Below are 26,926 nucleotides of genomic sequence, written 5' to 3'. Positions count from 1 at the left end.
ATTGGTAGCGCCTTAGTGAAAATCGAATCCTGAAAACAAATGACGCCAGGCAACAGCGCCAGCAATAGATTGGCCAGACGAATAACGCCCAGACGCAACTAAAGCGATACATTCAAATAAAAGTACTCATAAGAAAAATACCCAGGCGAGTTTGAATAAACTCGCCTGGGCTTATAACGCTACAGGGTCAGAGTTGATCCCAGGCTGTCTGCCAGTGGTGACCTACACCTGGTTCAAAGCCGTTAGCCGTTGGAAGGTATTGTTTGCAGTAACCCGAGGCAGGGAACGGTTTGCACTCATAAACTTCGCCGGTTTGCGTATGCAATACACGGGTGCCCGCCTCGTAACTTGCCAGGCCTTGAGGGAACACAAAGTGATAGTCCTTCGCCCCGCCTTCACCCGTCAGGTTGACCGGTTGGGTGTCCTGGCGCGTTGTACGGCCATCCACAGTGGTTCCCAACAGAGTCAGGTGATGGGTGCCAGGCTCACTGCGCACATCCATTTCCAGCCAGGTACTGTCGCCCTGGGCGAGGGTCTTGATGGTGCCCACCGGCTTGTTGCTGGCGTTGAACAGGGTGGCTTCGACATTCATGTCGCGGTTGGCAATCATGGCCAAACGCACCTTGGCGCGCCCCTTGTCCAGCACGTACTCGGGAGCGATCGCCGACAAAGCCATTCGCGCTTGGGTATCTTCCCTGACGTCCAGCGTCAGTTCATAACGAATCACACCGCTGTCTTTCTGAGCAAACAGGTTGTTATTGCCTTTGACCGGCGCAATAACGCCCTGCTCGTCGCGAATACCCGCTTGAATCAGAGTCTGGGACTGGTTGATGCTTTCCGCCAGCTTGAACGCCCAGTTCTGCGGTTGGCCTTCCTCAGCATTGTCGATAGTGACTTCTACCGAATAGGCCGCGCTTTCACCTGTGGCGGTGAATGCGCGGGCCTTGACCTTGTCACCCACCAGCAAGGTCGCCGATGGCGTAATACTGCCCACGGCACTCCAACCGCCCGGCAACTCGGGTTCGGCAAGGATATTGACATCGACCACGTTGTAGAACGCCGCGTCGGTGTCACCGACTGTCCAGATGCCCAGGATCACATGCGGACCGTTCTTATCCTGAGGGATCACACAGGCATGCTTGTCGCCGCTGACCGGCAGGACGTTACCACCGTCCACGACACAGAATGGCGTGCCTTCGAACGAGGCTCGCTTAAGCGGCTCGTTCGGGTTCCAGCCATTGCGGGTAATGAAATACTCATGTTTGGTGGCTGGGTGTGCCGCAGTGTATGTCCAGTCGAAATTGATGTTTCTGTCCTTGATTTCGGTCTGGTGCCAACGGTTCGCGGATTGGGCGTCCATGGCCGAGAACAGGCCAATACCGCCGCTGGCGATCTTACCGTCGACCGGCCCCTGCAACGGCGCGCCCCCGACACCGGCCGGAAACCCCTTGAAGGTTTCACCGACACTTTGCGGCTCGTATTGTGCACCGCCGCAGTCCTTGTTCAGGCCTTTCTGGCACTGGAAGGCGCGTGAAGGTGGATCATTCAGATAACCATGAGCCTGTGCACTCTGAGCAGGTATCAACAATGCACTTAACAACGCTAGCGAAGAAACACCGCCCCAGCGCGACAGGTCCTTTTTAATCATTAAATTCGAGCCCTACTTAACCAGACAATAAAACCCACATCCGAAAATATGGAATACGTTTTTCAAGGTTTTTTGTACTACGAGCGGGGCCGAATTCTACGGATATAGAAATTAATTAATGTAGGAATAGTTGAATAGTACTAATTGAAATTTCCCAAAAAGGAAAAGCGCCACATTTAAGTAGGAACACTCCTACATAACAAAAAGATTTAAACGCACTATGGCCAAGCGATAAAAAAATCCGCCTAGCCATCCACAGTTCATTCAGGTTGTTAGCGACAACATCACCCTCTTAATTGGAAGAAGGTGATGAAGTAAAACAGGGAAACTACACGTGATATTGCGCGGACAACTCATGCACCGCTTGCAGGAAAGCGCCAGCGTGTTCCGGGTTCACTTCCGGCGTAATGCCATGACCCAGGTTAAACACGTGCCCGGTACCCTTGCCATAGCTGGCCAGGATGCGGCCGACTTCGGCGCGGATCGCTTCCGGCTTGGCGTACAGCACGGTCGGGTCCATGTTGCCTTGCAGCGCGACGCGGTTGCCCACGCGCTGGCGGGCTTCACCGAGGTCGCACGTCCAGTCCAGGCCTAACGCATCAGCGCCGGCGTCGGCGATGCTTTCCAGCCACAGGCCACCGCCCTTGGTGAACATGATGACCGGCACTTTGCGGCCCTCGTGCTCACGGATCAGGCCGCTGACGATCTTGCGCATGTAGGCCAGGGAGAATTCCTGGTACGCCGCCGCCGACAGGTTGCCGCCCCAGGTATCGAAAATCTGTACCGCTTGCGCACCGGCCATGATCTGGCCGTTGAGGTAGGACGTGACCGACTGGGCCAGCTTGTCCAGCAGCAGGTGCATGGCTTGAGGGTTGTCGTAGAGCATCGCCTTGGTCTTGCGGAAGTCTTTCGACGAGCCGCCTTCGACCATGTAGGTGGCCAGGGTCCAAGGGCTGCCCGAGAAGCCGATCAGTGGCACACGGCCGTTCAGCTCGCGGCGGATGGTGCTGACGGCGTCCATCACGTAGCCGAGGTCTTTGTGCGGATCAGGGATCGGCAAGGCTTCGATATCGGCCAGGGTGCTGACGACTTTCTTGAAACGCGGGCCTTCGCCGGTCTCGAAGTACAGGCCTTGGCCCATTGCATCAGGGATGGTGAGGATGTCGGAAAAGAGGATGGCCGCGTCCAGTTGAGGGTAGCGGTCCAGCGGCTGCAGGGTGACTTCGCAGGCGAACTCCGGGTTCATGCACAGGCTCATGAAATCGCCGGCGTGGGCGCGACTGGCGCGGTATTCCGGCAGGTAGCGACCGGCTTGACGCATCATCCACACGGGAGTGACGTCCACGGGTTGCTTGAGCAGGGCACGAAGGAAACGGTCGTTCTTGAGGGCAGTCATGTCGGCATCCGCAAAAAAAGTGCGGGCATTTTCTCAGAGCGCGACGCAAAAGGCACGGCAAGAGCGGTGCCTTTTGTCTATCGGGTCAATTTGTCGCGGACATGGAAGCGCTGCAAAACCAATGTGGGAGGGGGCTTGCACCCGATAGCGGTGTGTCAGTCTCAGTATCTGTCACTGAACCACCGCTATCGGGGGCAGGCCCCCTCCCACATTTTGATCCCATTTCAACCTGGGATCAGGGTCAGACTTGCAGGTAGTCCAGGATGCCTTCGGCGGCATTGCGGCCTTCGAAGATCGCGGTCACCACCAGGTCAGACCCGCGCACCATGTCGCCACCGGCAAAGATTTTCGGGTTGCTGGTCTGGTGCTTGTACTGGCCTTGTTCCGGGGCTACCACACGGCCCTGGCTGTCGGTCTGGATCTCGAACTGCTCGAACCACGGCGCCGGGCTTGGGCGGAAACCGAAGGCGATGACCACGGCGTCGGCCGGGATGATCTCTTCGGAACCCGGGATCGGCTCGGGGCTGCGACGGCCACGGGCGTCCGGTTCGCCGAGACGGGTCTCGACCACCTTCACACCTTCGACACGGTCTTCACCGACGATCGCAATCGGCTGACGGTTATAGAGGAATTTCACGCCTTCTTCCTTGGCGTTCTTCACCTCTTTGCGCGAACCCGGCATGTTGGCTTCGTCACGGCGATACGCACAGGTCACCGACTTGGCGCCCTGACGAATCGAGGTACGGTTGCAGTCCATCGCGGTGTCGCCACCGCCGAGTACCACGACCTTCTTGCCTTTCATGTCGACGAAATCTTCCGGCGACTTTTCAAAGCCCAGGTTGCGGTTGACGTTTGCGATCAGGAAGTCGAGCGCGTCATACACGCCAGGCAGGTCCTCACCGGCAAAGCCGCCCTTCATGTAGGTGTAAGTACCCATGCCCATGAACACGGCATCGTATTCGGCGAGCAGCTGCTCCATGGTGATGTCTTTGCCGATTTCGGTATTGAGGCGGAACTCGATACCCATGCCGGTGAACACTTCACGACGGTGGCTTAGTACGGTTTTTTCCAGCTTGAACTCGGGGATACCGAAGGTCAGCAGGCCACCGATTTCCGGGTTCTTGTCGAACACCACCGGGGTCACGCCGCCACGCACGAGCACGTCGGCACAGCCAAGGCCCGCCGGGCCCGCACCGATGATCGCCACGCGCTTGCCGGTCGGCTTGACCTTGGACATGTCCGGGCGCCAGCCCATGGCGAAGGCGGTGTCGGTGATGTACTTCTCCACCGAACCGATGGTCACCGCGCCGAAGCCGTCGTTCAGGGTGCAGGCACCCTCACACAGACGGTCCTGCGGGCACACCCGGCCGCAGACTTCCGGCAGGGTGTTGGTCTGGTGCGACAGCTCGGCGGCGGCGAGGATGTTGCCCTCGGCCACCAATTTCAGCCAGTTGGGAATGAAGTTGTGCACCGGGCACTTCCATTCGCAATACGGGTTACCGCAACCCAGACAGCGATGGGCCTGATCGGCCGAGTGCTGGGGTTTGAAGGGCTCGTAGATTTCCACGAACTCTTTCTTGCGTTGACGCAACAGTTTCTTCTTCGGATCTTTGCGCCCGACATCGATGAACTGGAAGTCGTTATTCAGACGTTCAGCCATGTTAAAACCTCATCAAACTCTTCAGGCGCATATCACTGCGGGTTGGCACGGATGCTGGAAAGCAACGATTTCAGGTTGGCAGCCTTGGGCTTGACCAGCCAGAAACGACGCAGGTAATCATCGAGGTTTTCGGCGAGGTTACGACCCCATTCGCTGCCGGTCTCCTCGACGTACTCGTCCAGCACGTGCTGCAAGTGGTTCCGGTAGGATTCCATGGCTTCGCCGCTGATCCGCTGGATCTCGACCAACTCGTGGTTGACCTTGTCGACGAAGGTGTTGTCCTGGTCGAGCACGTAGGCGAAACCGCCGGTCATGCCCGAACCGAAGTTGTAACCGGTCTTGCCCAGTACCGCGACAAAGCCCCCGGTCATGTACTCGCAGCAGTGATCGCCAGTGCCTTCCACCACGGTGTGGGCACCGGAGTTACGCACGGCGAAACGCTCACCGGCAGTACCCGCGGCGAACAGCTTGCCACCGGTAGCGCCGTACAGGCAGGTGTTACCGATGATGGCACTCTCCTGGCTCTTGTAAACGCTGCCTTTAGGCGGAACGATCACCAGCTTGCCGCCGGTCATGCCCTTGCCCACGTAGTCGTTTGCGTCGCCTTCCAGGTACATGTGCAGGCCGCCGGCGTTCCACACGCCAAAGCTCTGGCCAGCAGTACCCTTGAAGCGGAAGGTGATTGGCGCTTTCGCCATCCCTTGGTTGCCATGCTTGCGCGCGATTTCACCGGAGATGCGTGCGCCGATGGAACGGTCGCAGTTGCAGATATCCAGGGCGAATTCGCCACCACTGGCGTCATTGATCGAGGAACCGGCCATTTCGACCATCTTCTCGGCCAACAGGCCTTTGTCGAACGGCGGGTTGCGATCCACCTGGCAAAATTGTGGCTTGTCTGCCGGGATGTGATCGCTCCCCAACAACGGCGTCAGGTCCAGGTGCTGTTGCTTGGCGGTCTGGCCTTCGAGGATGTCCAGCAGATCGGTGCGACCGATCAGCTCTTCCAACGAACGCACGCCCAGCTTGGCCAGCCACTCACGGGTTTCTTCGGCGACGTAGGTGAAGAAGTTCACCACCATGTCGACGGTGCCGATGTAGTGATCCTTGCGCAGCTTCTCGTTCTGAGTGGCGACGCCGGTGGCGCAGTTGTTCAGGTGGCAGATGCGCAGGTATTTGCAGCCCAGGGCGATCATCGGCGCGGTGCCGAAACCGAAACTCTCGGCGCCGAGGATCGCGGCCTTGATCACGTCGAGGCCGGTTTTCAGGCCGCCGTCAGTCTGCACACGGACCTTGCCGCGCAGGTCGTTGCCGCGCAGGGTCTGGTGAGTTTCGGCCAGGCCGAGTTCCCAAGGTGCGCCGGCGTACTTGATGGAGGTCAGCGGGGATGCACCGGTACCGCCGTCGTAGCCGGAGATGGTGATCAGGTCGGCATAGGCCTTGGCCACACCGGCGGCAATGGTGCCCACGCCCGCTTCCGCTACCAGTTTCACCGAGACCAGCGCCTGCGGATTGACTTGTTTCAGGTCGAAAATCAGCTGCGACAAGTCTTCAATCGAGTAGATGTCGTGGTGCGGCGGTGGCGAAATCAGGGTCACGCCAGGCACTGCATAACGCAGCTTGGCGATCAGACCGTTGACCTTGCCGCCTGGCAGCTGGCCGCCTTCACCGGGCTTGGCGCCCTGGGCAACCTTGATCTGCAGCACTTCGGCATTGACCAGGTATTCCGGGGTCACGCCGAAACGGCCAGTGGCAACCTGCTTGATTTTCGAGCTCTTGATGGTGCCGTAGCGCGCCGGGTCTTCACCGCCTTCACCGGAGTTGGAACGCGCGCCCAGGCGGTTCATGGCTTCGGCCAGTGCTTCGTGAGCCTCAGGCGACAGAGCGCCGAGGGAAATACCGGCGGAGTCGAAGCGCTTGAGGATCGATTCCAGCGGCTCAACTTCGCTGATGTTCATCGGCGTGTCCAAGGTCTTCACCTTGAACAGGTCGCGGATCATGGACACCGGGCGGTTATCCACCAGCGAGGTGTATTCCTTGAACTTGGCGTAGTCGCCCTGCTGCACGGCGGCTTGCAGAGTGCTCACCACGTCCGGGTTGTACGCGTGGTATTCGCCACCGTGCACGAACTTGAGCAGGCCGCCTTGCTGGATCGGCTTGCGCGCGCTCCAGGCTTCGGCGGCCAGGGCTTTCTGTTCGGCTTCGATGTCGACGAAACGCGCGCCTTTGATACGGCTCGGCACACCACGGAAGCTCAGGTCGCAGACTTCTTCGGACAGGCCGATGGCTTCGAACAATTGAGCACCGCGATAAGACGTGACGGTGGAGATGCCCATCTTGGACAGGATCTTCAACAGGCCTTTGGTGATGCCTTTACGGTAGTTCTTGAACACCTCATAGAGGTCGCCCAGCACTTCACCGGTACGGATCAGGTCGCCCAGCACTTCGTACGCGAGGAACGGGTACACCGCCGAGGCGCCGAAGCCGATCAACACCGCGAAATGATGCGGGTCGCGGGCGGTGGCGGTTTCGACAAGGATGTTGGAGTCGCAACGCAGGCCTTTTTCGGTCAGGCGGTGGTGCACCGCGCCGGTGGCGAGCGAAGCGTGGATCGGCAGCTTGCCTGGGGCAATATGGCGGTCGGTCAGCACGATCTGGGTACGACCGGCGCGCACAGCTTCTTCGGCCTGGTCGGCGACGTTGCGCACAGCGGCTTCAAGGCCGAGGCTCTCGTCGTAGTTCAGGTCGATGATCTGGCGGTCGAAACCTGGACGCTCCAGGGTCATCAACGAACGCCACTTGGCCGGGGAAATAACCGGCGAGCTGAGGATCACGCGGGAAGCGTGCTCAGGCGATTCCTGGAAGATGTTGCGCTCGGCACCGAGGCACACTTCCAGGGACATCACGATGGCTTCGCGCAGCGGGTCAATCGGTGGGTTGGTCACCTGGGCGAACTGCTGGCGGAAATAGTCGTACGGCGTGCGCACGCGCTGGGACAGTACAGCCATCGGCGTGTCATCGCCCATGGAGCCGACGGCCTCGTAACCTTGCTCGCCGAGCGGACGCAGCACTTGGTCGCGCTCCTCGAACGTGACCTGGTACATCTTCATGTACTGCTTGAGCTGGTCAACGTCATAGAAAGCCGAACCGTGGTCGTTGTCTTCCATGGTCGCCTGGATGCGCAGGGCGTTCTTGCGCAGCCATTGCTTGTACGGGTGACGGGACTTCAAGCGGTTGTCGATGGCGTCGGTGTCGAGGATCTGCCCGGTTTCGGTGTCCACGGCGAGGATCTGGCCAGGGCCTACGCGACCTTTGGCGATGACGTCTTCAGGCTTGTAGTTCCACACGCCGATTTCCGACGCGAGGGTGATGAAACCGTTGGTGGTGGTGACCCAACGCGCCGGGCGCAGACCGTTACGGTCGAGCAGGCACACCGCATAGCGGCCGTCGGTCATAACCACGCCAGCCGGGCCGTCCCACGGCTCCATGTGCATCGAGTTGTACTCGTAGAATGCACGCAGGTCCGGGTCCATGGTCTCGACGTTCTGCCACGCAGGCGGAATGATCATGCGCACGCCGCGGAACAGGTCGATGCCGCCGGTGACCATCAGTTCGAGCATGTTGTCCATGCTGGAGGAGTCGGAACCGACGCGGTTAACCAGCGGGCCGAGCTCTTCCAGGTCCATCAGATCGTTGGCGAACTTGGTGCGACGGGCCACGGCCCAGTTGCGGTTGCCGGTGATGGTGTTGATCTCGCCGTTATGGGCGAGGAAGCGGAATGGCTGGGCCAGCGGCCATTTCGGCAGGGTGTTGGTGGAGAAGCGCTGGTGGAACACGCAGATCGCGGTTTGCAGGCGCTCATCGCTCAGGTCTGGATAGAAGGCGGTCAAGTCCGCCGGCATCATCAGGCCTTTATAGATGATGGTCTTGTGGGAAAAGCTGCAGATGTAGTGGTCGGCATCGGCGGCGTTGGCCACGGACGAGCGACGACGGGACGTGAACAGCTTGATTGCCATGTCCTGGTCGCTCAGGCCGTCACCGGCGATGAACACTTGTTCGATCTGCGGCAGGCGCTCCAGGGCCAGGCGGCCGAGCACGCTGGTGTCGATTGGCACTTTGCGCCAGCCGACCAGTTGCAGGCCGGCAGCGACGATCTCGCGGTTCATGTTCTCGCGAGCGGCTTCGGCTTTGTCCGGGTCCTGGTTGAAAAACACCATGCCCACGGCGTACTGCTTGGGCAGGTCGACAGCGAAATGCTCTTTGGCGACCGCGCGCAGGAATTGGTCGGGCTTTTGAATCAGCAAGCCACAACCGTCACCGGTCTTGCCGTCGGCGTTGATCCCACCGCGGTGGGTCATGCAGGTCAGGGCCTCGATGGCCGTTTGCAAAAGGGTATGACTGGGCTCGCCCTGCATATGGGCTATCAGGCCGAAACCGCAGTTATCCTTGAATTCATCGGGTTGGTACAGACCTGCTTTCATAGACACTTTCTCACCAGGCTGCCTCTTATACCGAGGCAAATTTCTTTTCAATTCAACCGGTTACCTTCCACGCCGAACGTACGCCGGCTTAGCGGGGGCAAAAGGGAGGTCATTGTACACACCGACACAGACGCTCACAAATTTAGCGACGAAATGTCGCAAATCTATGTCGCATTTATGAAAGGTTTAAAGCGATATGCTGTGCTAGTCAAAACTTTTTTAATTCTGACCGCTACGACTCAAAAGCTACTGTGACGCAGACACCACAAAGCGCGCGGCTTCTGGGAAGCTGCACGCACTTGAGGATTTTTTTGAGGTGCCGGGAGGGCGGCTTGGGTAAAGCCGCCGGATCTTCAGCGAGTTGCTGCCAGTTCTTGTTGAACGCTGGCAACAGTGCGAGGCCAAGGTTTACCAGCCTGAACCTTCGCTGGCAAGGATTTGATCGCAGAATCAGCTGCTGCACGGCTGGAGAAGTTGCCGTAGGTGATCACGTAAAGAGGCTTGCCGTTGAGCACTTTCTTGAAATAACGGTACTCGCCGCCCTGCTCTTTCACGAAGGCCTGAGCGTTGGCTTCGGAGCTGGTGCCGAGGATCTGCACCACGAAGTTACCGGTCGGCTGGCTGGCGTACCAGCTGCTGCCGGCGGCGCCTGCTTTGGCGACAGTGGCAGGTTTTTCCGCAGGCTTGGTCACCGGCGCGGGCTTGGCTGCTGGAGCAGGCGCTACGGGCTTGGTGACAGGTGCAGGCTTGGCAGTCGCGATAGTTGGCGCTGGCGTCGGCACTGCGGCTGGCTTGGCGGCCGGCTGACCCGCTGGCACGCCCGCAGGTGGCGCGGTGGTAGTCACGGTCGGCGGTGTAGCGCTGGAGCCCTCTACTGGCACGCCGTCGTCGCCTTCGGAGATGCCACCGGCTTCTTCGGCGAGTGGGCCGCGCATCACAGGCTGACCAACCATTGGCAGGTTGGTCGGTTGGCCGGAATTGGCGAACTCGACATTCGGCGTGGGTTTACCCAGTGGCAACTGCGCCTGTTCGGTTGGCGCGCTGGCGGTGGTCGGCGCCTTGTTGCGACCTGGGATCAACCAGGCGGCGGCAACAGCGACCACGACAACGGCAGAAATCGCCAGTACGTGCTTCTTAGGCATAGTGAACCCCATCTTTGGACGCTTGACCGCAGAGCGGCTGGCAATCATGGCTTCGATCATTGCATCGCGGGCAACCTGGTTGATGGTGCCAGGCCAGCCGTCGGAGCTTTCGTGAATATCAGAGATCTGATTTGCCGTGAAAAGTTCGATACCGGCCCCGGCGCCTTCGAGGCGTTGAGCCAGGTATTCACGGGTTTCTTCCTCTTCGTACGGCTGCAGTTCGATGACGTGGAACAGCTCCTGATCACCGCTGATCTGCTCCAGATCGGCGATCAGCGACGACTCACCGAACAGGAACACATGGGGACGACCTTCCGGCGTACCCGCCGCCAGCGCCAACAGCGCTTCCAGTGCGGATTCGTCGAGCTGCTCGGCGTCATCCACCAGCAGGTAGACTTCCTGGCCGGTCAGGCCAAGTTGCACGATTTGTTTGAGAATCGCGCTCGGCTCAGCAGTGGATACGTCCAGGGCCTGGGCAACCTGGCGCAGCACGCCGGCCGCATCACCGGCACCACGGGCAGACACCACCACGCTCTGTACCGATTGTTTGTTGGTGCTGGCAACCAGGGCCTGGCGCAGCAAGGTCTTGCCGCTGCCCAACGGACCGGTCACGACCAGCAGTAGCTGGCTGTAGCGCGCCAAGTGGTGCAACTGCCCGAGCACCGGCTTGCGCTGGGCCGGGAAAAATTTGAAACCAGGCACCCGTGGAGCAAAAGGGTCGTGGCTTAACTGGTAATGGCCGAGGAACGCCTCGTCGGCATGCAAACTAGTCATCGGGATCTTATTAACCTTTAAGCTGGGCCAGGGCGCGGTAATCCGCTCCCAGCGTGGCCTGTAAAATCTCTTTCGGATAATCGTCGGTCACTAACGCTTCGCCCATGCGGCGCAGCAGCACCAGTCGTAGTCGACCGTCGATCACTTTCTTATCTATCGCCATGTGTTCGAGAAAGTCGGCCTCGGTCATCTCCTCAGGCGGAATGACCGGCAAACCGGCGCGCTGGAACAGGCGGATACCGCGATCACGCTCCTGGGCGCTGATCCAACCCAGGCGTTGCGACATCTCAAGTGCCATCACCGTGCCAGCCGCTACAGCCTCCCCGTGCAACCACACACCATAGCCCATGTGCGTTTCGATCGCATGGCCGAAGGTGTGGCCGAGGTTCAAAGTGGCCCGTACACCGGATTCCCGTTCGTCGGCATTCACCACCAGCGCCTTCGCGGCACAGGAGCGGGAAATCGCTTCGGTGAGCGCCACCTGGTCGAGGCCGCGCAAGGCGTCCACATGATCTTCTAGCCAGGTCAGGAACGGCTCGTCGCAAATCAGCCCGTACTTGATGACTTCCGCCAGGCCCGCCGAAAGCTCGCGTGGTGGCAGGGTGTTGAGGGTCGCGGTATCGATCAGCACGGCTTGGGGCTGATAAAACGCGCCGACCATGTTCTTGCCAAGCGGATGGTTGATACCTGTCTTGCCGCCCACCGACGAATCGACCTGGGACAGCAGGGTGGTCGGCACCTGAATAAAGTCCACGCCACGCTGGTAGCAGGCCGCTGCAAAGCCAGCCATGTCGCCGATCACACCGCCGCCCAAGGCAATCACGGTGGTGCGACGGTCATGGCGCGCGGTAAGCAGGCCATCAAAGATCAGTTGCAGGGTTTCCCAGTTCTTGTGGGCTTCGCCGTCGGGCAAAATCACGGAAATCACTGAGTACGCCGCCAGGCTGCGGCTCAGACGCTCAAGATACAGCGGCGCGACCGTTTCGTTGGAGATGATCGCCACTTGCCGCCCGGCAATATGCGGTGCGAGCAACTCGGGCTGGTCCAACAGACCTTCGCCAATATGGATCGGGTAGCTGCGCTCGCCTAGATCGACCTTAAGTGTCTGCATGTGTCCCCGCGTTGAAGATGTGTTGACGACCGGCAACGTCGAGACCCGACGTCGCCTGATGGCTCTACGCCACACCCTGCAGGGTGATAGCGCGCCGCCGAGAATAGCGCATTTCGGGCCTGGCTTTAACGGGGTGGCAGCCGTTGCAGGCGCTCAAGAATGTCGAGGACCACCATGCGAGGCGGCCGCTCATCGGTTTCCACCACCAGATCGGCGATTTCCCGATACAGCGGATCGCGCAGCGTGAGTAGGTCCCGCAAGGTTTTTTCCGGGTTGGCCGTGCGCAGCAACGGGCGATTACGATCACGGGCGGTGCGGCCTACCTGCTGCTCGACCGACGCATGCAAATAGACCACCCGACCACCGGCATGCAGCGCCCGACGATTTTCATCGCGCATCACCGCGCCACCGCCGGTGGCCAATACCACGCCGTCGCAGCCGCACAGCTCAGCGATCATCGCCTGCTCGCGGTCACGAAAGCCCAGCTCGCCTTCTTTATCGAAGATCCATGGGATATTGGCACCCGTGCGCAATTCAATTTCCTTGTCGGAATCTTTGAATGGCAGGCGCAGCTCTTTGGCCAGCAAACGGCCGATGGTGCTTTTTCCAGCCCCCATCGGTCCTACAAGAATCAAATTTCGCACAGAATCAACGACTCACAGCAATCGCCTGGTTATTCATAATACGCGGAGTCAGGAATACCAGCAGCTCGGATTTTTTATCCGCCACTACATCGCGCCGGAAAAGGCGGCCAAGATACGGCACATCGCCCAAAAATGGCACTTTATCTACCACTTTGCTTTGGGTATTGGAGAAAACACCGCCAATGACGATCGTCTCTCCATCCTTGACCAACACCTTGGCGTTGACCTCGTTTTTCTTGATCGGCGGTACGTCGTTGAGTTTATTGAGGTAGTCGGGCTCATCCTTGGTGACTTTGACCACCATGATCACATGGTCATCGGGAGTGATTTGCGGGGTAACCTCCAATGAAAGGGAGGCCTCCTTGAACGACACCGACGTCGCACCTTGGGAGGTGGATTCCTGGTAGGGAATTTCCGTGCCCTTCAGAATGCGCGCGGTTTCCTTGTCGGAGGTGACCACCTTGGGCTGTGAGACGATTTCTCCATTGCCGGTTTTCTCCATGGCGGTCAGTTCCAGGTCGAGCAGCAGGTTGTCGGTGATATACGCAATGCCCAGGCCGGAGGTACCAGTAAGCGAACCCAGATCTACGAACGGCGAGCTGGGTGCATTTTCAGGAGTTTGGGCACCGTCCGACTGAGGCTTCTGAATACCTCCGGCGGCCCAATTCCCTCGATTGAGGCGACCTCCCCAGCGCGCGCCCAGGCTTTTGTCGTAGTCGACGTTGGCCTCGACAATCCGCGCCTCGATCATCACCTGGCGCACCGGGATATCCAACTGCGCCACGATCCGGCGCAGCTCTTCCAAACGCTCGCCGGTCTGGTAGGCAATGATGTTGTTGGTGCGGTCATCTACGGCCACCGAACCGCGCTCATCCGTCGTTCCTTCAAAGCCGTTCACCGACTGGAACAGCTTGGCCAGGTCCGCCGCCTTAGCGTAGTTGACCTGCAATAGTTCACGCCGCAGGGGCGCCAGGTCGGCCATCTGCTTGCGCGATTCCAGCGTGAGCAATTCGCGAGCGGCCAACTCCTCGGCGGGCGCCACCAGTAGCACTCCGGCCTTTATCCGTTTATCCAAACCTTTAGTTTGCAGCACAAGATCCAGCGCTTGATCCCAGGGCACATGCTTGAGGCGTAGGGTGATAGAGCCCTGCACATCGTCGCTGACCACCAAGTTGAGGCCGGCCACATCGGCGATTTGCTGCAATACGGCGCGCAGACCAATGTCCTGGAAGTTGAGGCTCAGCTTTTCACCTGTATAGGCGCCCGACACCGCATTCCCGGGAGGCGGTAGCTGGATAAGATCCACACGATTGGGCACAGCAACAGCCATCGGTGCCGTGAACGCTATCCATAGCGCCACACCGAAGGACGAGAAAGTCCTTTTCATTGTTTGATTCCGTTATGAGTGGAGGTTTAATACGAGGGTTCGCGGGCGCTCCAGCCATGCGCCCTGTTCATCGGGAAACAACTCGACCAGTTCGATATGGCCGTCATGAATCGCTGTGATTCGACCATGATCCGGCCCGAGGTAATCGCCGACCGCCAGGCGATGCACCGTAGAGGCCTGGCGCAGCAGGACGAAAGTCTGCGCCCCGCGGGACAACGTGCCGACCATGTCGAACTGATCCACAGAGAGACCTTCCAAGGCTCCACGCGAACGAGCCAGGTCTGGGGCAACAGCCGCCCGTCCACGCGAGTGATCGACGTGCAAGGCAAGGAGCTGGAACGGATCACGTAGACCGGAGGCGTCGTAGACAAAGGGTTGTTCTTGCAGGGCTGGCGCGCCCCGTTTAACGCCTTTCTGGCTACGCCAATAGCTCTTGGCCAGCAGATCAAGCCGCAGTAGCTTGCCATCACTTCGGAGAGCAACGTCATGCACCGTAGCGATGCGCGAGAGGCCACCTAGGGCACTCAGAAACGTCGCCAGGTCGTGATAGGCGCCGGTGACGCCGACCTGGACAGGCTGTTCGTTATAGAGTGGCCGAGACAGCTCATCCAACGGCGTGACGCTCTCTATCACCAACCCATTAGCCAGTGCTAACCGAGCGATGTCCTCCAGCAAGCCGGGCACCTCGGACTCACCAGGCAATTGCTGAAGAAGCCCGCTGACCTTTTCCTGCATCAGTTGGAACTGGCGAGCCTGGTCTTCAAGATCCGCGGCCACGTCAGTTTTTTCCGCGCGTTGCTGCTGCAGGGCAACACCTTGAACCTCGACCTGTCGCAATCGCTCCCGTGATGAGCTCAGGTATAGAAGGTCACCCACCACCAGCACTATGCCGGCCAGCGCACAGCCCAGCAGGACTTTGCCAGGTAAGGGCCATTTTGCAGCGTTGTGAGTCAGCGCGGAAAATTCGAGCCTGGGCAGGCTCATGGCTGGGCCTCGGAGGATTCTCCCTGGCGTACCATCAACTGGAATTCGTTGGTGCCGCGAGCGCCGTCGGCTCGCACATGTTGCAGGCGCGTAGAGTGTGCACCTTCGGAGGCTTCCAGGCGGCGCATCAACTGGGCAATGTCCTGGCTGGATTCAGCGCTGCCACTGATACTCACCGTATCGCCTTTGGCGACGACCTCATGCAAATGCACGCCATCAGGGACCGCACGGGCCAACTGATCGAGCAGTTGTGCGCCGGCGGAGCGATTATCGTGCAAGTCTTGTACGACCTTCATGCGTTCCGCCAGTTGCTGGCTTTGCACCTGAAGGTCATCAATGGTCTTGATACGCGAGTCCAGCACGGCGACGTCCTTGCTCGCATGATTATTGCGCGTCACCTGCCGGTCGATCGCCTGGTCGATCACCTGATCCGCCAGCCACACCGCCGCAAGCGCCACGCAGGCAAACGCCGCCAGCAGCATCAAGAAATATTTACGCCGCCGTTCCGCCAGCGCCTGGCGCCAAGGCAAAAAATTGATTCGTGTCATCCAGCGAAACTCCTCAGGGCCAACCCGCAAGCGACTCCCATCCCAGGGGCATCGACGACCCACTGTGTACCATCAACTCGATGGCCAAGTGTGAAGCTGGCGAAATCCTGACTGCAAGCGTGCGCCAATGCAAACTCTTCGATGTCCACGACACTGGTCGCCAACCCAGCCAGCGCCAAAACGGCTTCACGGGCCTCGACGTGCTCCTTGAGACAGGCTGCCAGCAATACCTCGACCCGCGCTGCCCCCTGCGCCGAAATGCCCTGAACCTGAAAATCCAGTGCCACTTCATCCAGCGGATAAGGAATGTATTGATCTGCTTCCATCTGAATCCTCCAGGCCATTTCGTCATCACTCAGCCCTGCAGGCATTTCAATTACCCGAGTAATCACCGAAGGCCCCGCAACGGCAACAGCCGCACGCTTGGCCGACGTGCCAAGCCGAGACAGTGCGATGTAAAGCGCCTGCCCAATAGCTTCCAGGTCCAGCAGGGTGCCATCGACTACCGAATGGGCAGACAGCGCCTGTGTGGCGTAGCTTTGCACGGTGTAACCGCTGGCTGAACGACTGATTTCAACCAGTTTGATCCCCGCTTCATTGATGTCGACGCCCAGGACGGTGTCGTCTTTTCGCCTGAAAAATCCCTTTTCCATAAAACTCCCCAAAACTTTCCCTGTCATAACGCCTGATTGCGGCTGGGCGCCGCGCATTCGGTCGGTATGTTGAAGTGGCGCGAATGACGCCCCAACCCGAAAAATGCTTTAATGCCCAGCGTTTTTTCCCGCTTTTTCTCTGCTGCCCGGGTCGATCCATCGTTTGCCATGCATGCCCCGACGCCTAACTCATTCTTTTCTCTGGAAATCCAAAAGCCTTGATTCGTCTGCTGAAGTTTTTCGGGTACTCCATTGTCGCGATCGTCTGCGGGCTACTGCTCGTACTCAGCGGGGCCTACCTCTACCTTAGTCCGGGTTTACCCTCCGTAGAGGCACTCAGAAGTATCCAGTTGCAGATTCCTTTGCGGGTCTACAGCAGCGATGAAAAACTGATCGCGGAGTTCGGCGAAATGCGCCGCACACCGATCCGTTTTGCCGACATTCCGCCCAATTTCATCAGCGCCCTGCTGTCAGCCGAAGATGATAATTTTGCCAACCACTATGGCGTCGACCCCAGCAGCCTGGTTCGCGCCGCCACACAATTGGTAAAAAGCGGACACATTCAATCCGGCGGCAGCACCATCACCATGCAGGTGGCGAAGAACTTCTTCCTCACAAGCGAACGCAGCTTTTCGCGTAAAGCCACCGAGATCCTGCTGGCATTGCAGATCGAGCGTCAGCTGACCAAGGACGAGATCCTTGAGCTTTACGTTAACAAGATCTACTTGGGCAACCGCGCCTACGGCATCGAAGCCGCGTCCCAGGTGTACTACGGCAAGTCCATTCGCGACGCCAGCCTGGCGCAGATGGCGATGATTGCCGGCCTTCCAAAGGCGCCTTCGCGCTTCAACCCACTGGCCAACCCGGCGCGCAGTAAAGAGCGCCGCGACTGGATCCTTGGGCGCATGTACAAACTGGGCAAGATCGACCAAGCCGCTTATGAAAGCGCGATAGCCGAACCACTGAACGCCAGCTATCACGTACCGACGCCGGAAGTGAACGCACCTTATATCGCTGAAATGGCACGTGCGGAGATGGTCGGCCGTTATGGCAGCGAGGCCTACACTGAAGGCTTCCGCGTGACGACGACGGTTCCGAGCAACTTGCAGGACATCGCCAATGATGCAGTGCATTCCGGCCTGATCACTTACGACCAGCGCCACGGCTACCGAGGCCCTGAATCGCGCTTGCCGGGCAAAACCCTGAGCGCCTGGACGACCGAGCTGGGTAAACAGCGCGCGATCAGCGGGCTGGAGCCGGCCATCGTCACCCAGGTGAAGAAAGATGGCCTGCAGGTACTGACGCGCACCGGCGAAGCCCACGTAGCCTGGGACAGCATGAAGTGGGCACGCCCGTTCCTGAACACCAACAGCATGGGCCCGATGCCCAAGCAGCCGTCAGACGTCGCGCAAGTGGGCGACCTGATCCGCGTGCTACGCCAGAAAGACGACAGTCTTAAATTCAGCCAAGTACCGCTGGCCCAAGGTGCGCTGGTCTCGTTGGACCCGCAGAACGGTGCAATCCGCGCCCTGGTGGGTGGCTTCGCCTTTGAGCAGAGTAACTACAACCGTGCCACCCAGGCCAAGCGCCAGCCGGGCTCAAGCTTCAAGCCGTTTATCTATAGTGCCGCACTGGATAACGGCTACACCGCCGCCAGCCTGGTCAACGATGCACCAATCGTGTTTGTCGACGAGTACCTGGACAAGGTCTGGCGCCCGAAAAACGACACCAACACGTTCCTTGGCCCTATCCGTATCCGCGAGGCGTTGTACAAGTCGCGCAACCTGGTGTCGATCCGCTTGCTGCAGGCGATGGGCGTCGGCAAGACCATCGATTACATGACGCGTTTTGGCTTCAGCAAGTCAGACCTGCCTCCTAACCTGTCCCTGGCGCTCGGCACGGCAACCCTCACGCCGATGGAAATTGCCACCGGCTGGAGCACGTTTGCCAACGGCGGCTACAAAATCGCGCCGTACCTGATCGACAAGATCGAAAGCCGCAATGGCGACACCCTGTTCACCGCCAACCCACCGCGCGTGCCGGGTGATGTGGTCAACGGCGTGGCGGCCACTGACGGATTGGCAGCGCCGAGCAACGGCGGTATTACCATCGAGCCGACACCAGGCGCCTCGCCAGCCGTAAACACCGCTGCAACCGAACCACAGGCACCTGCCGTGGCCGAGCGCATCGTGGATGGCCGCACGACGTATATCCTCAACAGCATCCTCGAAGACGTGATCAAGAAAGGCACCGGACGCCGCGCACTGGCCTTGGGCCGTGCGGACATCGCGGGCAAGACCGGTACCACCAACGAATCCAAGGACGCCTGGTTCTCCGGCTATAACGCCGACTACGTGACTACCGTGTGGACCGGCTATGACCAGCCCGAAAGCCTCGGTCGTCGAGAGTTCGGTGGCACCGTCGCACTGCCGATCTGGATGAGCTACATGGGCGCAGCCTTGAAAGACAAGCCGCTGCATACCCAGCCGGAGCCGGAAGGCATCCTTAGCCTGCGAATCGACCCGGTGAGTGGCCGTGCGGCATCGCCAAGCACGCCGAATGCGTACTTCGAACTGTTCAAGAGCGAAGACACGCCGCCGTCGGTCAATGAACTGGGTAACGGCGTTGCACCGGGCAGCCCGCTGCCGGCAGATGAGGCGGCGCCGATCGACCTGTTCTAACGGAGTCTGTGTTTGAACACAGATTCAATGTGGGAGGGCGCTTGCCCCCGATACCAGTGGAGCAGCCAACTCATCATGTGGCTGACACTCCGCCATCGGGAGCAAGCCCCCTCCCACCTTTGGTTCTGCGCAGGCCGTGGTTTTTATAGCCACACAGCAAAAAGCCCCGACTCGCGAGAGCCGGGGCTTTTTGTTGGTGCGCTACAACGGCTTAGCCGTTGAACACATCATCCACGCTTTGCAGCGGGTAGTTCTTCGGATACGGCAGGGTGGCCACACCGGTCTCGATGGCGGCTTTGGCCACGGCATCGGAGATCAGGGTGATCAGGCGCTTATCCATTGGTTTCGGAATGATGTACTCACGACCGAATTCCAGCTTGGCACCACCGTAGGCATCGCACACGTCCTGAGGCACCGGCAGCTTGGCCAGTTCACGCAGGGCATTGGCGGCAGCTACTTTCATCTCTTCGTTAATGCGCTTGGCGCGAACGTCCAGGGCACCACGGAAGATGAACGGGAAACCCAGAACGTTGTTGACCTGGTTCGGGTAGTCCGAACGACCGGTGGCCATGATCACGTCGTTACGAGTGGCGTGAGCCAGTTCCGGCGAGATCTCTGGGTCCGGGTTGGAGCAGGCGAATACGATCGGGTTGGCCGCCATGGACTTCAGACCTTCGGCGCTCAGCAGGTTCGGGCCGGACAGGCCGACGAACACGTCTGCACCGTCAAGGGCGTCAGCCAGGGTGCGCTTGGAGGACGGGTGGGCAAACATCGCCTTGTACTGGTTCAGATCGGTACGCTCGGACTGGATCACGCCCTTGCTGTCGACCATGTAGATGTTTTCGAGCTTGGCGCCCATGCTCACGATCAGCTTCATGCAGGAGATGGCCGCAGCACCGGCGCCCAGGCAGACGATTTTGGCGTCAGACAGGGTTTTACCAGCGATTTCCAGGGCGTTGATCATGCCGGCCGCGGTAACGATCGCGGTACCGTGCTGGTCATCGTGGAATACCGGAATGTCGCACTGTTCGATCAGGGCCTTTTCGATCTCGAAGCACTCAGGTGCCTTGATGTCTTCCAGGTTGATGCCACCGAAGGTGATGGAGATACGCTTGACGGTGTCGATGAAGGCCTGCGGGCTCTCGGAATCGACTTCGATGTCGAAAACGTCGATGCCGGCGAAACGCTTGAACAGCACGCCTTTACCTTCCATGACTGGCTTGGAAGCCAATGGGCCGAGGTTGCCCAGGCCAAGAATCGCGGTGCCATCGGAAATCACTGCAACCAGGTTGCCCTTGCCTGTGTACTTGTACGCCAGCTCGGGATCACGAGCGATTTCACGTACGGGCTCAGCCACGCCGGGGCTGTAGGCCAACGACAGATCGCGGGCAGTGGCAGTGGCTTTGGTGAGCTCTACACTCAGCTTTCCTGGACGAGGATGGGCATGATATTCGAGAGCGGCAGTTTTCAAATCAGACATATCGGCATTCCGCTTTTACTGTTGGTCGACGGACCGCCGAGGATACTCGTGTCGTAAAGCCCCTACAAGACTGGGCAGTCACAGGTGTCAAGGCCCCGAAACGACGTACTTTAGTCTAAAGCCACGGTATACAAGGGCTAGACTGTTCACAATCGACATAAAAAATGTCTACAATTTTTTATTAAACGTCAATTTGATCATGCTGGAGTCGGTCAGCGGCAACAGCCAACGCGCATGATCGTGTTTCAGGCCGCCGCGCTTGGAGCGATCCTGCACCCAACCCCGAGCCTCGACTACCTTGCCTTGCAGACCATTAAGCAGACCGACATCGAATGTGTGGGCCAGATCGGGTGCAATGCGTAATACCAGTGAACGCTCCAATTCTATCCAGATGCCACCTCGATTGCGTTCGATCTTGCTTACGCGGCCGCTGACCAAGGCAAAGCCGGATTGCTTGAGCTGCGCCACTGGCTGTATTGGCGATTGCCGCCAGAGGCCCAGACTTGCCTGACGGGCGCGGTTTTCAGCAGCTTGCTGGCAGGCGACGAGATCCACATTGGGCGCGACGCCCACCTGGAATCCAAGACCCTCAGCCAGCAATTGCGCCTCCAGGTTCTCGCCATTGCCACCGTAAAGGTGGGCCAGGGTACGACCGTAATGATCTTTAGGCTCGCGCCCCGGCACCAGGCCGACGCGACCGCCGCTGGCCGCCACCAACGCCTGCAAACGCTGGCGAGCAGCGACAGAATAGGGCTCATCGGTTCGGCCCTTTTTGCCGGTCTCCGGCGCATTAAGGCCGATCATCCGCACGCTGCGGCCATCCTTGAGACGTACGGTATCGCCATCAACCACACGCTGCACCTCGACCTGGGACACGGACGTCGGTGCAGGGCAAAACACCTCGGCCTGAACAGCCGACAGCCAAATCCCAGGCACAAAAAAGGCGCCCGCAAGGGACGCCTTTTTCAACAGCTGGCAAAAGCCCATAAGGCCTTTGAGCCTTACTCTGCTGGAGTAGCAGGCTTCTTGCCGAAAGCACCAAAGCGATCTGCGAAGCGCTGTACGCGGCCGCCGGTGTCCAGAGTCTTCTGCTTACCGGTGTAGAACGGGTGGCACTCGTTGCATACGTCAGTACCCAGTGGCTTGCACAGGTTCGAGCGAGTTTCGAACTTGTTGCCGCAGCTGCAGGTTACTTCGATGGTTTCGTACGCTGGATGGATATCGGCTTTCATGGCACTTCCTCGGGCTAGCGTGCCGCCACTCGACACTATTGTCGAATACCGCACGTAATTAGGCCGCGGATTCTACCAGACCTTTTTAAACGCGCAAGCGGCCCTTGCGGCCGATTCCCAACATAAAAGCTCCTTTCATCAGAAAACCATGGCATACCCAAGCCTTGCCCTGTCTGCTAGGCTCCCGCCCTTCATCATCACCCTCCTTATATGGAACCCCGCGTGCCCGACGCCATTTTGCGCCTAGCCCTGCCCTCGCCCCTGCGCCGCCTGTTCGACTACCGGGCCCCGGCCGGCGTGCTGCGAGCGCAATTGCAGCCAGGCATGCGCGTGCGCGTACCTTTTGGCCGACGGGAAATGATCGGCGTTCTGATAGAAGTCGCCGATCACAGCGAAGTCCCGGCCGAAAAGCTCAAACCGGCCCTGGCCATCCTGGACGCCACCGCACCATTGCCGCCCGCGCTATTCAAGCTGTGCCTATGGACCGCCCAGTATTACCAGCACAGCCTGGGCGACACCTTGAGCTGGGCGCTGCCGGTGCTGTTGCGTCAGGGCGAGTTGGCCGAAGCACGCCAGGAGCGTTTCTGGTCGACGGTGCCCGGTGCCCGTCTCGATGACCCGCGCATCGCCCGTGCCCCGCGCCAGCGTGAAGCCCTGGCAACCCTGGCCCAGCATCCACACGGCGTAGCGCATCAGCTATTGAGCAAGCTGATGCTGAGCAAGGACAGCCTCGACCTGCTGCTAGCCAAAGGCCTGGTGCAGGTGGAAATCCGCAAGCACGCCCCCGACCCGCGCCACGAACATTGGCTGGCCCAGCCGGAATTACCGCTGAACCCCGAGCAACGCGCGGCGTATGAAGCGATTCGCGCAGGTTTCGACAGTTTCCATGCGTTCCTGCTGGCCGGCGTCACCGGCAGCGGCAAGACCGAAGTCTATTTGCAGTTGATCCGCGAAACCCTGCAGGCCGGCAAGCAGGCACTGGTGTTGATCCCTGAGATCAACCTCGGCCCGCAAACCCTGGCGCGTTTCGAACAGCGCTTCAACGCTCGCATCGCACTGGTGCACTCGGCGGTCAACGACCGTGAACGTCTCGAGTCGTGGCTGGCCGCGCGAGATGGCGAAGCTGACATTATTATCGGCACCCGTTCGGCGCTGTTTACGCCGATGAAAAACCCCGGCCTGATCATCATCGACGAGGAGCACGACGGCTCCTATAAACAGCAGGAAGGCCTGCGTTACCACGCCCGCGACCTCGCACTGGTGCGCGCGCGCCAGGAAGACATTCCGATTGTGCTCGGTTCGGCTACCCCATCCCTGGAAAGCCTGCACAACGCCTACACCGGCCGTTATGGGCTCCTACGCTTGAATGAGCGCGCTGGCGGCGCCAAGCAGCCTCGCTTCATGCGCCTGGACGTCAAAAGCCGTCCGCTGGACAGCGGCATTTCCGGGCCGATGCAGCAAGCCATCGGCCAGACCCTTGCCGCTGGACAGCAAGTATTGGTCTTTCTCAACCGCCGCGGCTTTGCGCCGACACTGCTGTGCCATGACTGCGGCTGGATGTCTGAGTGCGAGCGCTGCGATGCGCGCATGACCGTGCACCAACGCCACGGCGAGCTGCGCTGCCACCACTGCGGCCATGTGGAACGTGTGCCTCGCCATTGCCCGCAGTGCGGCAAGGTGGACCTGCGTCCGGTGGGCGCGGGCACCGAACGTGCCGAAGAGCGCTTGGGCATTCTGTTTCCGGATTACCCGGTACTGCGAGTCGACCGCGATAGCACGTCGCGCAAAGACGCGATGAATCAGCTGTTCGCCACTATTCAGAAAGGCCAGCCTTGCATCTTGGTGGGCACGCAGATGCTCGCCAAAGGGCACCACTTTCCACGGGTGACACTGGTGTCGATCCTGGATGCCGACGGTGGTTTGTTCTCCGGGGACTTCCGCGCCAGCGAGCGCATGGCGCAGTTGATCGTGCAGGTCGCGGGTCGTGCCGGGCGCGCGGAGGAACCGGGCAAGGTGATTATTCAGACGCACCTCGCTGACCACCCTTTGCTGATCCAACTGACCGAACAAGGCTATTTTGCCTTCGCCGAACAAGCACTGAGCGAGCGCCGTTCCGCCGGCCTGCCGCCGTTTGCGCACCTGGCATTGCTGCGAGCAGAAGCGCACAAGCCCGGCCAGGCCGAAGGTTTTCTTGATGAAGCATGCAGCGTCGCCGAAGGTTTACTGAGCGAACTGAGCCTGACCGGCATCGAACTGCTCGGCCCGGTGCCCGCGCCCATGGAGCGCCGCGCCGGACGCTATCGCGCTCAGCTACTCTTGCAGGCAACCTCACGCGCACCGCTGCATCGACTATTAAGTAGCTGGCTGCTTGCCCTGGAGCAAATGCCCAGCGGCCGACAAGTGCGATGGTCGTTGGATGTAGACCCGGTAGATTTGTATTAACCCAGGCCACAGGTCCCACGAAGGTTGGCAAGCCCGCCCTCGCCACGGATAATGCCCAGTTTTTCCACCTGCGCATCGCGCGCCGCCGCTTGCGGTCGAAAGAGAACACCATGAAAGACACCATTCGCCAGCTGATCCAACAAGCCCTCACCCAACTCGTCAACGAAGGTGTGTTGCCTGAAGGCCTGACGCCGGCGATCCAGGTGGAAAACACCCGAGACAAGACCCACGGCGACTTCGCCAGCAACATCGCGATGATGCTGTCCAAGCCGGCTGGCATGAAGCCGCGCGACCTGGCGGAAAAAATCATCGCCGCGCTGCCGGCTGATGAGAGTGTGACCAAGGCCGAAATCGCCGGCCCTGGCTTTATCAACTTCTTCCAAAACACCCAGGCCCTGGCTTCGCGCCTGGATGCAGCCCTCGCCGATGCCAAGATCGGCGTACGTAAGGCCGGCCCGGCTCAGCGCGTGGCCATTGACCTGTCGGCACCTAACCTCGCCAAAGAGATGCACGTCGGCCACCTGCGCTCGACCATCATTGGCGATGGCGTGGCGCGGGTGCTGGAGTTTCTGGGCGACACCGTGATCCGCCAGAACCACGTGGGCGACTGGGGCACCCAGTTCGGCATGCTGATGGCTTATCTGCAGGAAAACCCGATCACCAGCAACGAGCTGTCGGACCTGGAGAACTTCTACCGCGCCGCCAAAAAGCGTTTCGATGAATCCGAAGAGTTCGCCGACCGGGCCCGTGGCCTGGTGGTGAAACTGCAGGCCGGCGACAAGGAATGCCTGGATCTGTGGGGCCGCTTCCGTGATATCTCGCTGTCCCACTGCCAGGAAATCTACGAGCTGCTCAACGTCAAGTTGACCATGGCCGACGTGATGGGTGAAAGCGCCTACAACGACGACCTGATCAACGTGGTCAACGACCTCAAGGCCAAGGGCCTGCTGGTCGAGAGCAACGGCGCGCAGTGCGTGTTCCTCGAAGAATTCAAGACCGCCGACGGCGAACCGCTGCCGGTGATCATCGTCAAGGCCGATGGTGGCTACCTCTACGCCACCACCGACCTGGCCGCCGTGCGCTACCGTAGTGGCGTGCTCAAGGCGGATCGCGCGCTGTATTTCGTCGACCAGCGCCAAGCCCTGCACTTCCAGCAGGTGTTCGAAGTGGCGCGCCGTGCGGGCTTCATCACCCACCCGATGCACATGGAACACATGGGCTTCGGCACCATGAACGGCGCCGATGGCCGTCCGTTCAAGACCCGCGACGGCGGCACCGTGAAGCTGATCGACCTGCTGAACGAAGCCCAAGAGCGTGCCTACAACCTGGTGAAGGAAAAGAACCCGGAGCTGGCCGAAGCCGACCTGCGCAACATCGCCCGCGTAGTGGGGATTGGCGCGGTGAAATACGCCGACCTGTCCAAGCACCGCACCAGCGACTACAGCTTCAACTTCGAACTGATGCTCAACTTCGAAGGCAACACCGCGCCGTACCTGCTGTACGCCTACACCCGCGTGGCCGGTGTGTTCCGCAAGCTGGGCAAGGACTTCAGCGAAGTCGAAGGCCAGATCGTGCTGGACGCGCCTCATGAACAGGAACTGGCCGCCAAACTGGCGCAATTCGGCGAAGTGCTGAACAGCGTCGGCGAGAAAGGCACGCCGCATATCCTCTGCACCTACCTGTATGAAGTCGCCGGATTGTTCTCCAGCTTCTACGAGAACTGCCCGATCCTCACCGCCGACGACGAAGCCCAGAAGCAAAGCCGCCTGCGCCTCGCCGCACTGGCTGGACGGACCCTCAAGCAAGGCCTGGAACTGTTGGGCCTGGAAACTCTGGAGCGTATGTAAGTTGGCTGCCAAGAAAAAACCTGCACCCAAGCGCGGCGCCAGCCGCTACCAGGCCCCGGCGAAGAAGCCGATTCCGGGCTGGTTGTGGATGGCCATCGGCCTCACGGTTGGCGCGTTTATCGTGTTCCTGATGAAGCTGGACCCAGGCCAGGGCGATGACGTCAAACGGGTCAAACAGGAACAGCAGAAAGCCACGAAAATGGCTGAAGCTAACAAGACTGCACCGAGCCCAACGGCACCGGTAAAGCCGAAGTACGACTTCTATACGCTGCTGCCGGAATCGGAAGTGATCGTGCCGCCTGACGCCGTGCCGGAGAAAACCCTGCCGACGCCGCAAGTGCCGACCACCCCGGTGACCCCAGCGGAAGCCGCGAAAATCGACACTGCGCGGGCCCAGGCAGCACTGGCCGGGATTACTCCGCCGCCCGCACCACCGGTTGCGGAGACCAAAGCCGCACCTGTGACCAAGTTCTTCCTGCAAGCGGGCTCGTTCCCGAAACAGGCGGATGCGGATCGTGTGCGTGCGCAGATTATTCTGCTGGGCCAGACGGTGACGGTGGAGTCGGGCACTGTAAAGGACGCGACCTGGTATCGCGTCCTGGTGGGGCCGTTCAGCAACCGCGAACAGCTGACCGTGGCACAGAAACAATTGGCCGGCGCAGGGTTTAGCAACCTGTTGTTACAACAACGCCAGAGCCGCTGATTTCGAAGACACAACAGCATTAATGTGGGAGGGGGCTTGCCCCCGATGGCGGTGTATCAGTCACCAGATTCATTGACTGACACTCCGCCATCGGGGGCAAGCCCCCTCCCACATTT

17 protein-coding genes and 1 pseudogene are annotated in these 26,926 nt (G+C 59.9%); 4 read left to right on the top strand and 14 right to left on the bottom strand.

The window, feature by feature from the left end:
- Positions 1-187: 187 nt before the first annotated feature.
- The 11 genes and pseudogenes from gbpA to pilM all read right to left on the bottom strand — a co-directional run bounded on the left by gbpA (position 188) and on the right by pilM (position 16,425).
- Entirely contained in the window at positions 188-1,648 is a 1,461-nt protein-coding gene (gbpA, locus tag LRO94_RS02845) for an N-acetylglucosamine-binding protein GbpA (protein ID WP_050442869.1), read from the bottom strand.
- Positions 1,649-1,976: 328 nt separating this feature from the next.
- Positions 1,977-3,044 (bottom strand): uroporphyrinogen decarboxylase, encoded by a 1,068-nt coding sequence (gene hemE, locus LRO94_RS02840; RefSeq protein ID WP_032890274.1) that lies wholly within the window; start codon positions 3,042-3,044, stop codon positions 1,977-1,979.
- 241 nt (positions 3,045-3,285) lie between these two features.
- Complete coding sequence (locus LRO94_RS02835; RefSeq protein WP_003187920.1) at positions 3,286-4,704, bottom strand: FAD-dependent oxidoreductase; 1,419 nt, start codon at positions 4,702-4,704, stop codon at positions 3,286-3,288.
- Positions 4,705-4,736: 32 nt separating this feature from the next.
- Positions 4,737-9,182, bottom strand: coding sequence for a glutamate synthase large subunit (gltB, locus tag LRO94_RS02830; RefSeq protein ID WP_179179627.1), 4,446 nt, complete (start codon positions 9,180-9,182; stop codon positions 4,737-4,739).
- Between the two features lie 353 nt (positions 9,183-9,535).
- On the bottom strand, positions 9,536-11,098 hold the full coding sequence (locus tag LRO94_RS02825; RefSeq protein ID WP_095186123.1) for an SPOR domain-containing protein: 1,563 nt from the start codon (positions 11,096-11,098) through the stop codon (positions 9,536-9,538).
- Between the two features lie 10 nt (positions 11,099-11,108).
- Positions 11,109-12,209 carry a 3-dehydroquinate synthase gene (gene aroB, locus LRO94_RS02820; protein ID WP_032890269.1) on the bottom strand — a complete coding sequence of 367 codons (1,101 nt, stop codon included), beginning with the start codon at positions 12,207-12,209 and terminating at the stop codon, positions 11,109-11,111.
- Between the two features lie 125 nt (positions 12,210-12,334).
- Positions 12,335-12,853, bottom strand: a complete 519-nt coding sequence (aroK, locus tag LRO94_RS02815; protein WP_010213757.1) for a shikimate kinase AroK — start codon at positions 12,851-12,853, stop codon at positions 12,335-12,337.
- A gap of 4 nt (positions 12,854-12,857) precedes the next feature.
- Positions 12,858-14,114, bottom strand: a pseudogene (locus LRO94_RS02810) (type IV pilus secretin PilQ); the annotation flags it as partial.
- 138 nt (positions 14,115-14,252) lie between these two features.
- Positions 14,253-15,224, bottom strand: coding sequence for a pilus assembly protein PilP (locus LRO94_RS02805; RefSeq protein ID WP_179179628.1), 972 nt, complete (start codon positions 15,222-15,224; stop codon positions 14,253-14,255).
- Positions 15,221-15,772, bottom strand: a complete 552-nt coding sequence (locus LRO94_RS02800; RefSeq protein WP_095186126.1) for a PilN domain-containing protein — start codon at positions 15,770-15,772, stop codon at positions 15,221-15,223. Before LRO94_RS02800 ends, LRO94_RS02805 begins: the two co-directional genes overlap by 4 nt.
- Entirely contained in the window at positions 15,769-16,425 is a 657-nt protein-coding gene (pilM, locus tag LRO94_RS02795) for a type IV pilus biogenesis protein PilM (protein WP_179179629.1), read from the bottom strand. The genes LRO94_RS02800 and pilM overlap by 4 nt, the downstream gene beginning before the upstream one ends.
- Positions 16,426-16,646: 221 nt before the next feature.
- On the opposite strand from pilM, the gene LRO94_RS02790 reads away from it, so the two are divergent.
- Complete coding sequence (locus tag LRO94_RS02790) at positions 16,647-19,106, top strand: penicillin-binding protein 1A (protein WP_371854028.1); 2,460 nt, start codon at positions 16,647-16,649, stop codon at positions 19,104-19,106.
- A 211-nt stretch (positions 19,107-19,317) separates the two neighbouring features.
- Here LRO94_RS02790 and LRO94_RS02785 read toward each other — a convergent pair whose 3' ends face one another.
- The 3 genes from LRO94_RS02785 to rpmE all read right to left on the bottom strand — a co-directional run bounded on the left by LRO94_RS02785 (position 19,318) and on the right by rpmE (position 21,818).
- Positions 19,318-20,586, bottom strand: coding sequence for a malic enzyme-like NAD(P)-binding protein (locus tag LRO94_RS02785; RefSeq protein ID WP_032890259.1), 1,269 nt, complete (start codon positions 20,584-20,586; stop codon positions 19,318-19,320).
- Between the two features lie 168 nt (positions 20,587-20,754).
- Positions 20,755-21,573 carry a thermonuclease family protein gene (locus LRO94_RS02780; RefSeq protein ID WP_179179630.1) on the bottom strand — a complete coding sequence of 273 codons (819 nt, stop codon included), beginning with the start codon at positions 21,571-21,573 and terminating at the stop codon, positions 20,755-20,757.
- A gap of 14 nt (positions 21,574-21,587) precedes the next feature.
- Positions 21,588-21,818: a 50S ribosomal protein L31 gene (gene rpmE, locus LRO94_RS02775; RefSeq protein WP_049710411.1), complete on the bottom strand. Its 231-nt coding sequence runs from the start codon at positions 21,816-21,818 to the stop codon at positions 21,588-21,590.
- 222 nt (positions 21,819-22,040) lie between these two features.
- Between rpmE and LRO94_RS02770 the strand changes: the two genes are divergently transcribed.
- From LRO94_RS02770 to LRO94_RS02760, 3 genes are all read left to right on the top strand, one after another.
- Complete coding sequence (locus LRO94_RS02770; RefSeq protein WP_032890254.1) at positions 22,041-24,260, top strand: primosomal protein N'; 2,220 nt, start codon at positions 22,041-22,043, stop codon at positions 24,258-24,260.
- Between the two features lie 110 nt (positions 24,261-24,370).
- Positions 24,371-26,107 (top strand): arginine--tRNA ligase, encoded by a 1,737-nt coding sequence (argS, locus tag LRO94_RS02765; protein ID WP_032890252.1) that lies wholly within the window; start codon positions 24,371-24,373, stop codon positions 26,105-26,107.
- Position 26,108: 1 nt separating this feature from the next.
- On the top strand, positions 26,109-26,810 hold the full coding sequence (locus tag LRO94_RS02760) for an SPOR domain-containing protein (RefSeq protein WP_027605014.1): 702 nt from the start codon (positions 26,109-26,111) through the stop codon (positions 26,808-26,810).
- Positions 26,811-26,926 lie beyond the last annotated feature (116 nt).

Origin of the sequence: Pseudomonas sivasensis (assembly GCF_021391435.1) — a bacterium.
Taxonomy (GTDB): domain Bacteria; phylum Pseudomonadota; class Gammaproteobacteria; order Pseudomonadales; family Pseudomonadaceae; genus Aquipseudomonas; species Aquipseudomonas sivasensis.
The sequence above is the reverse complement of the archived record's forward strand: the minus strand, read 5'-3'. Positions and strand labels throughout refer to the sequence as shown.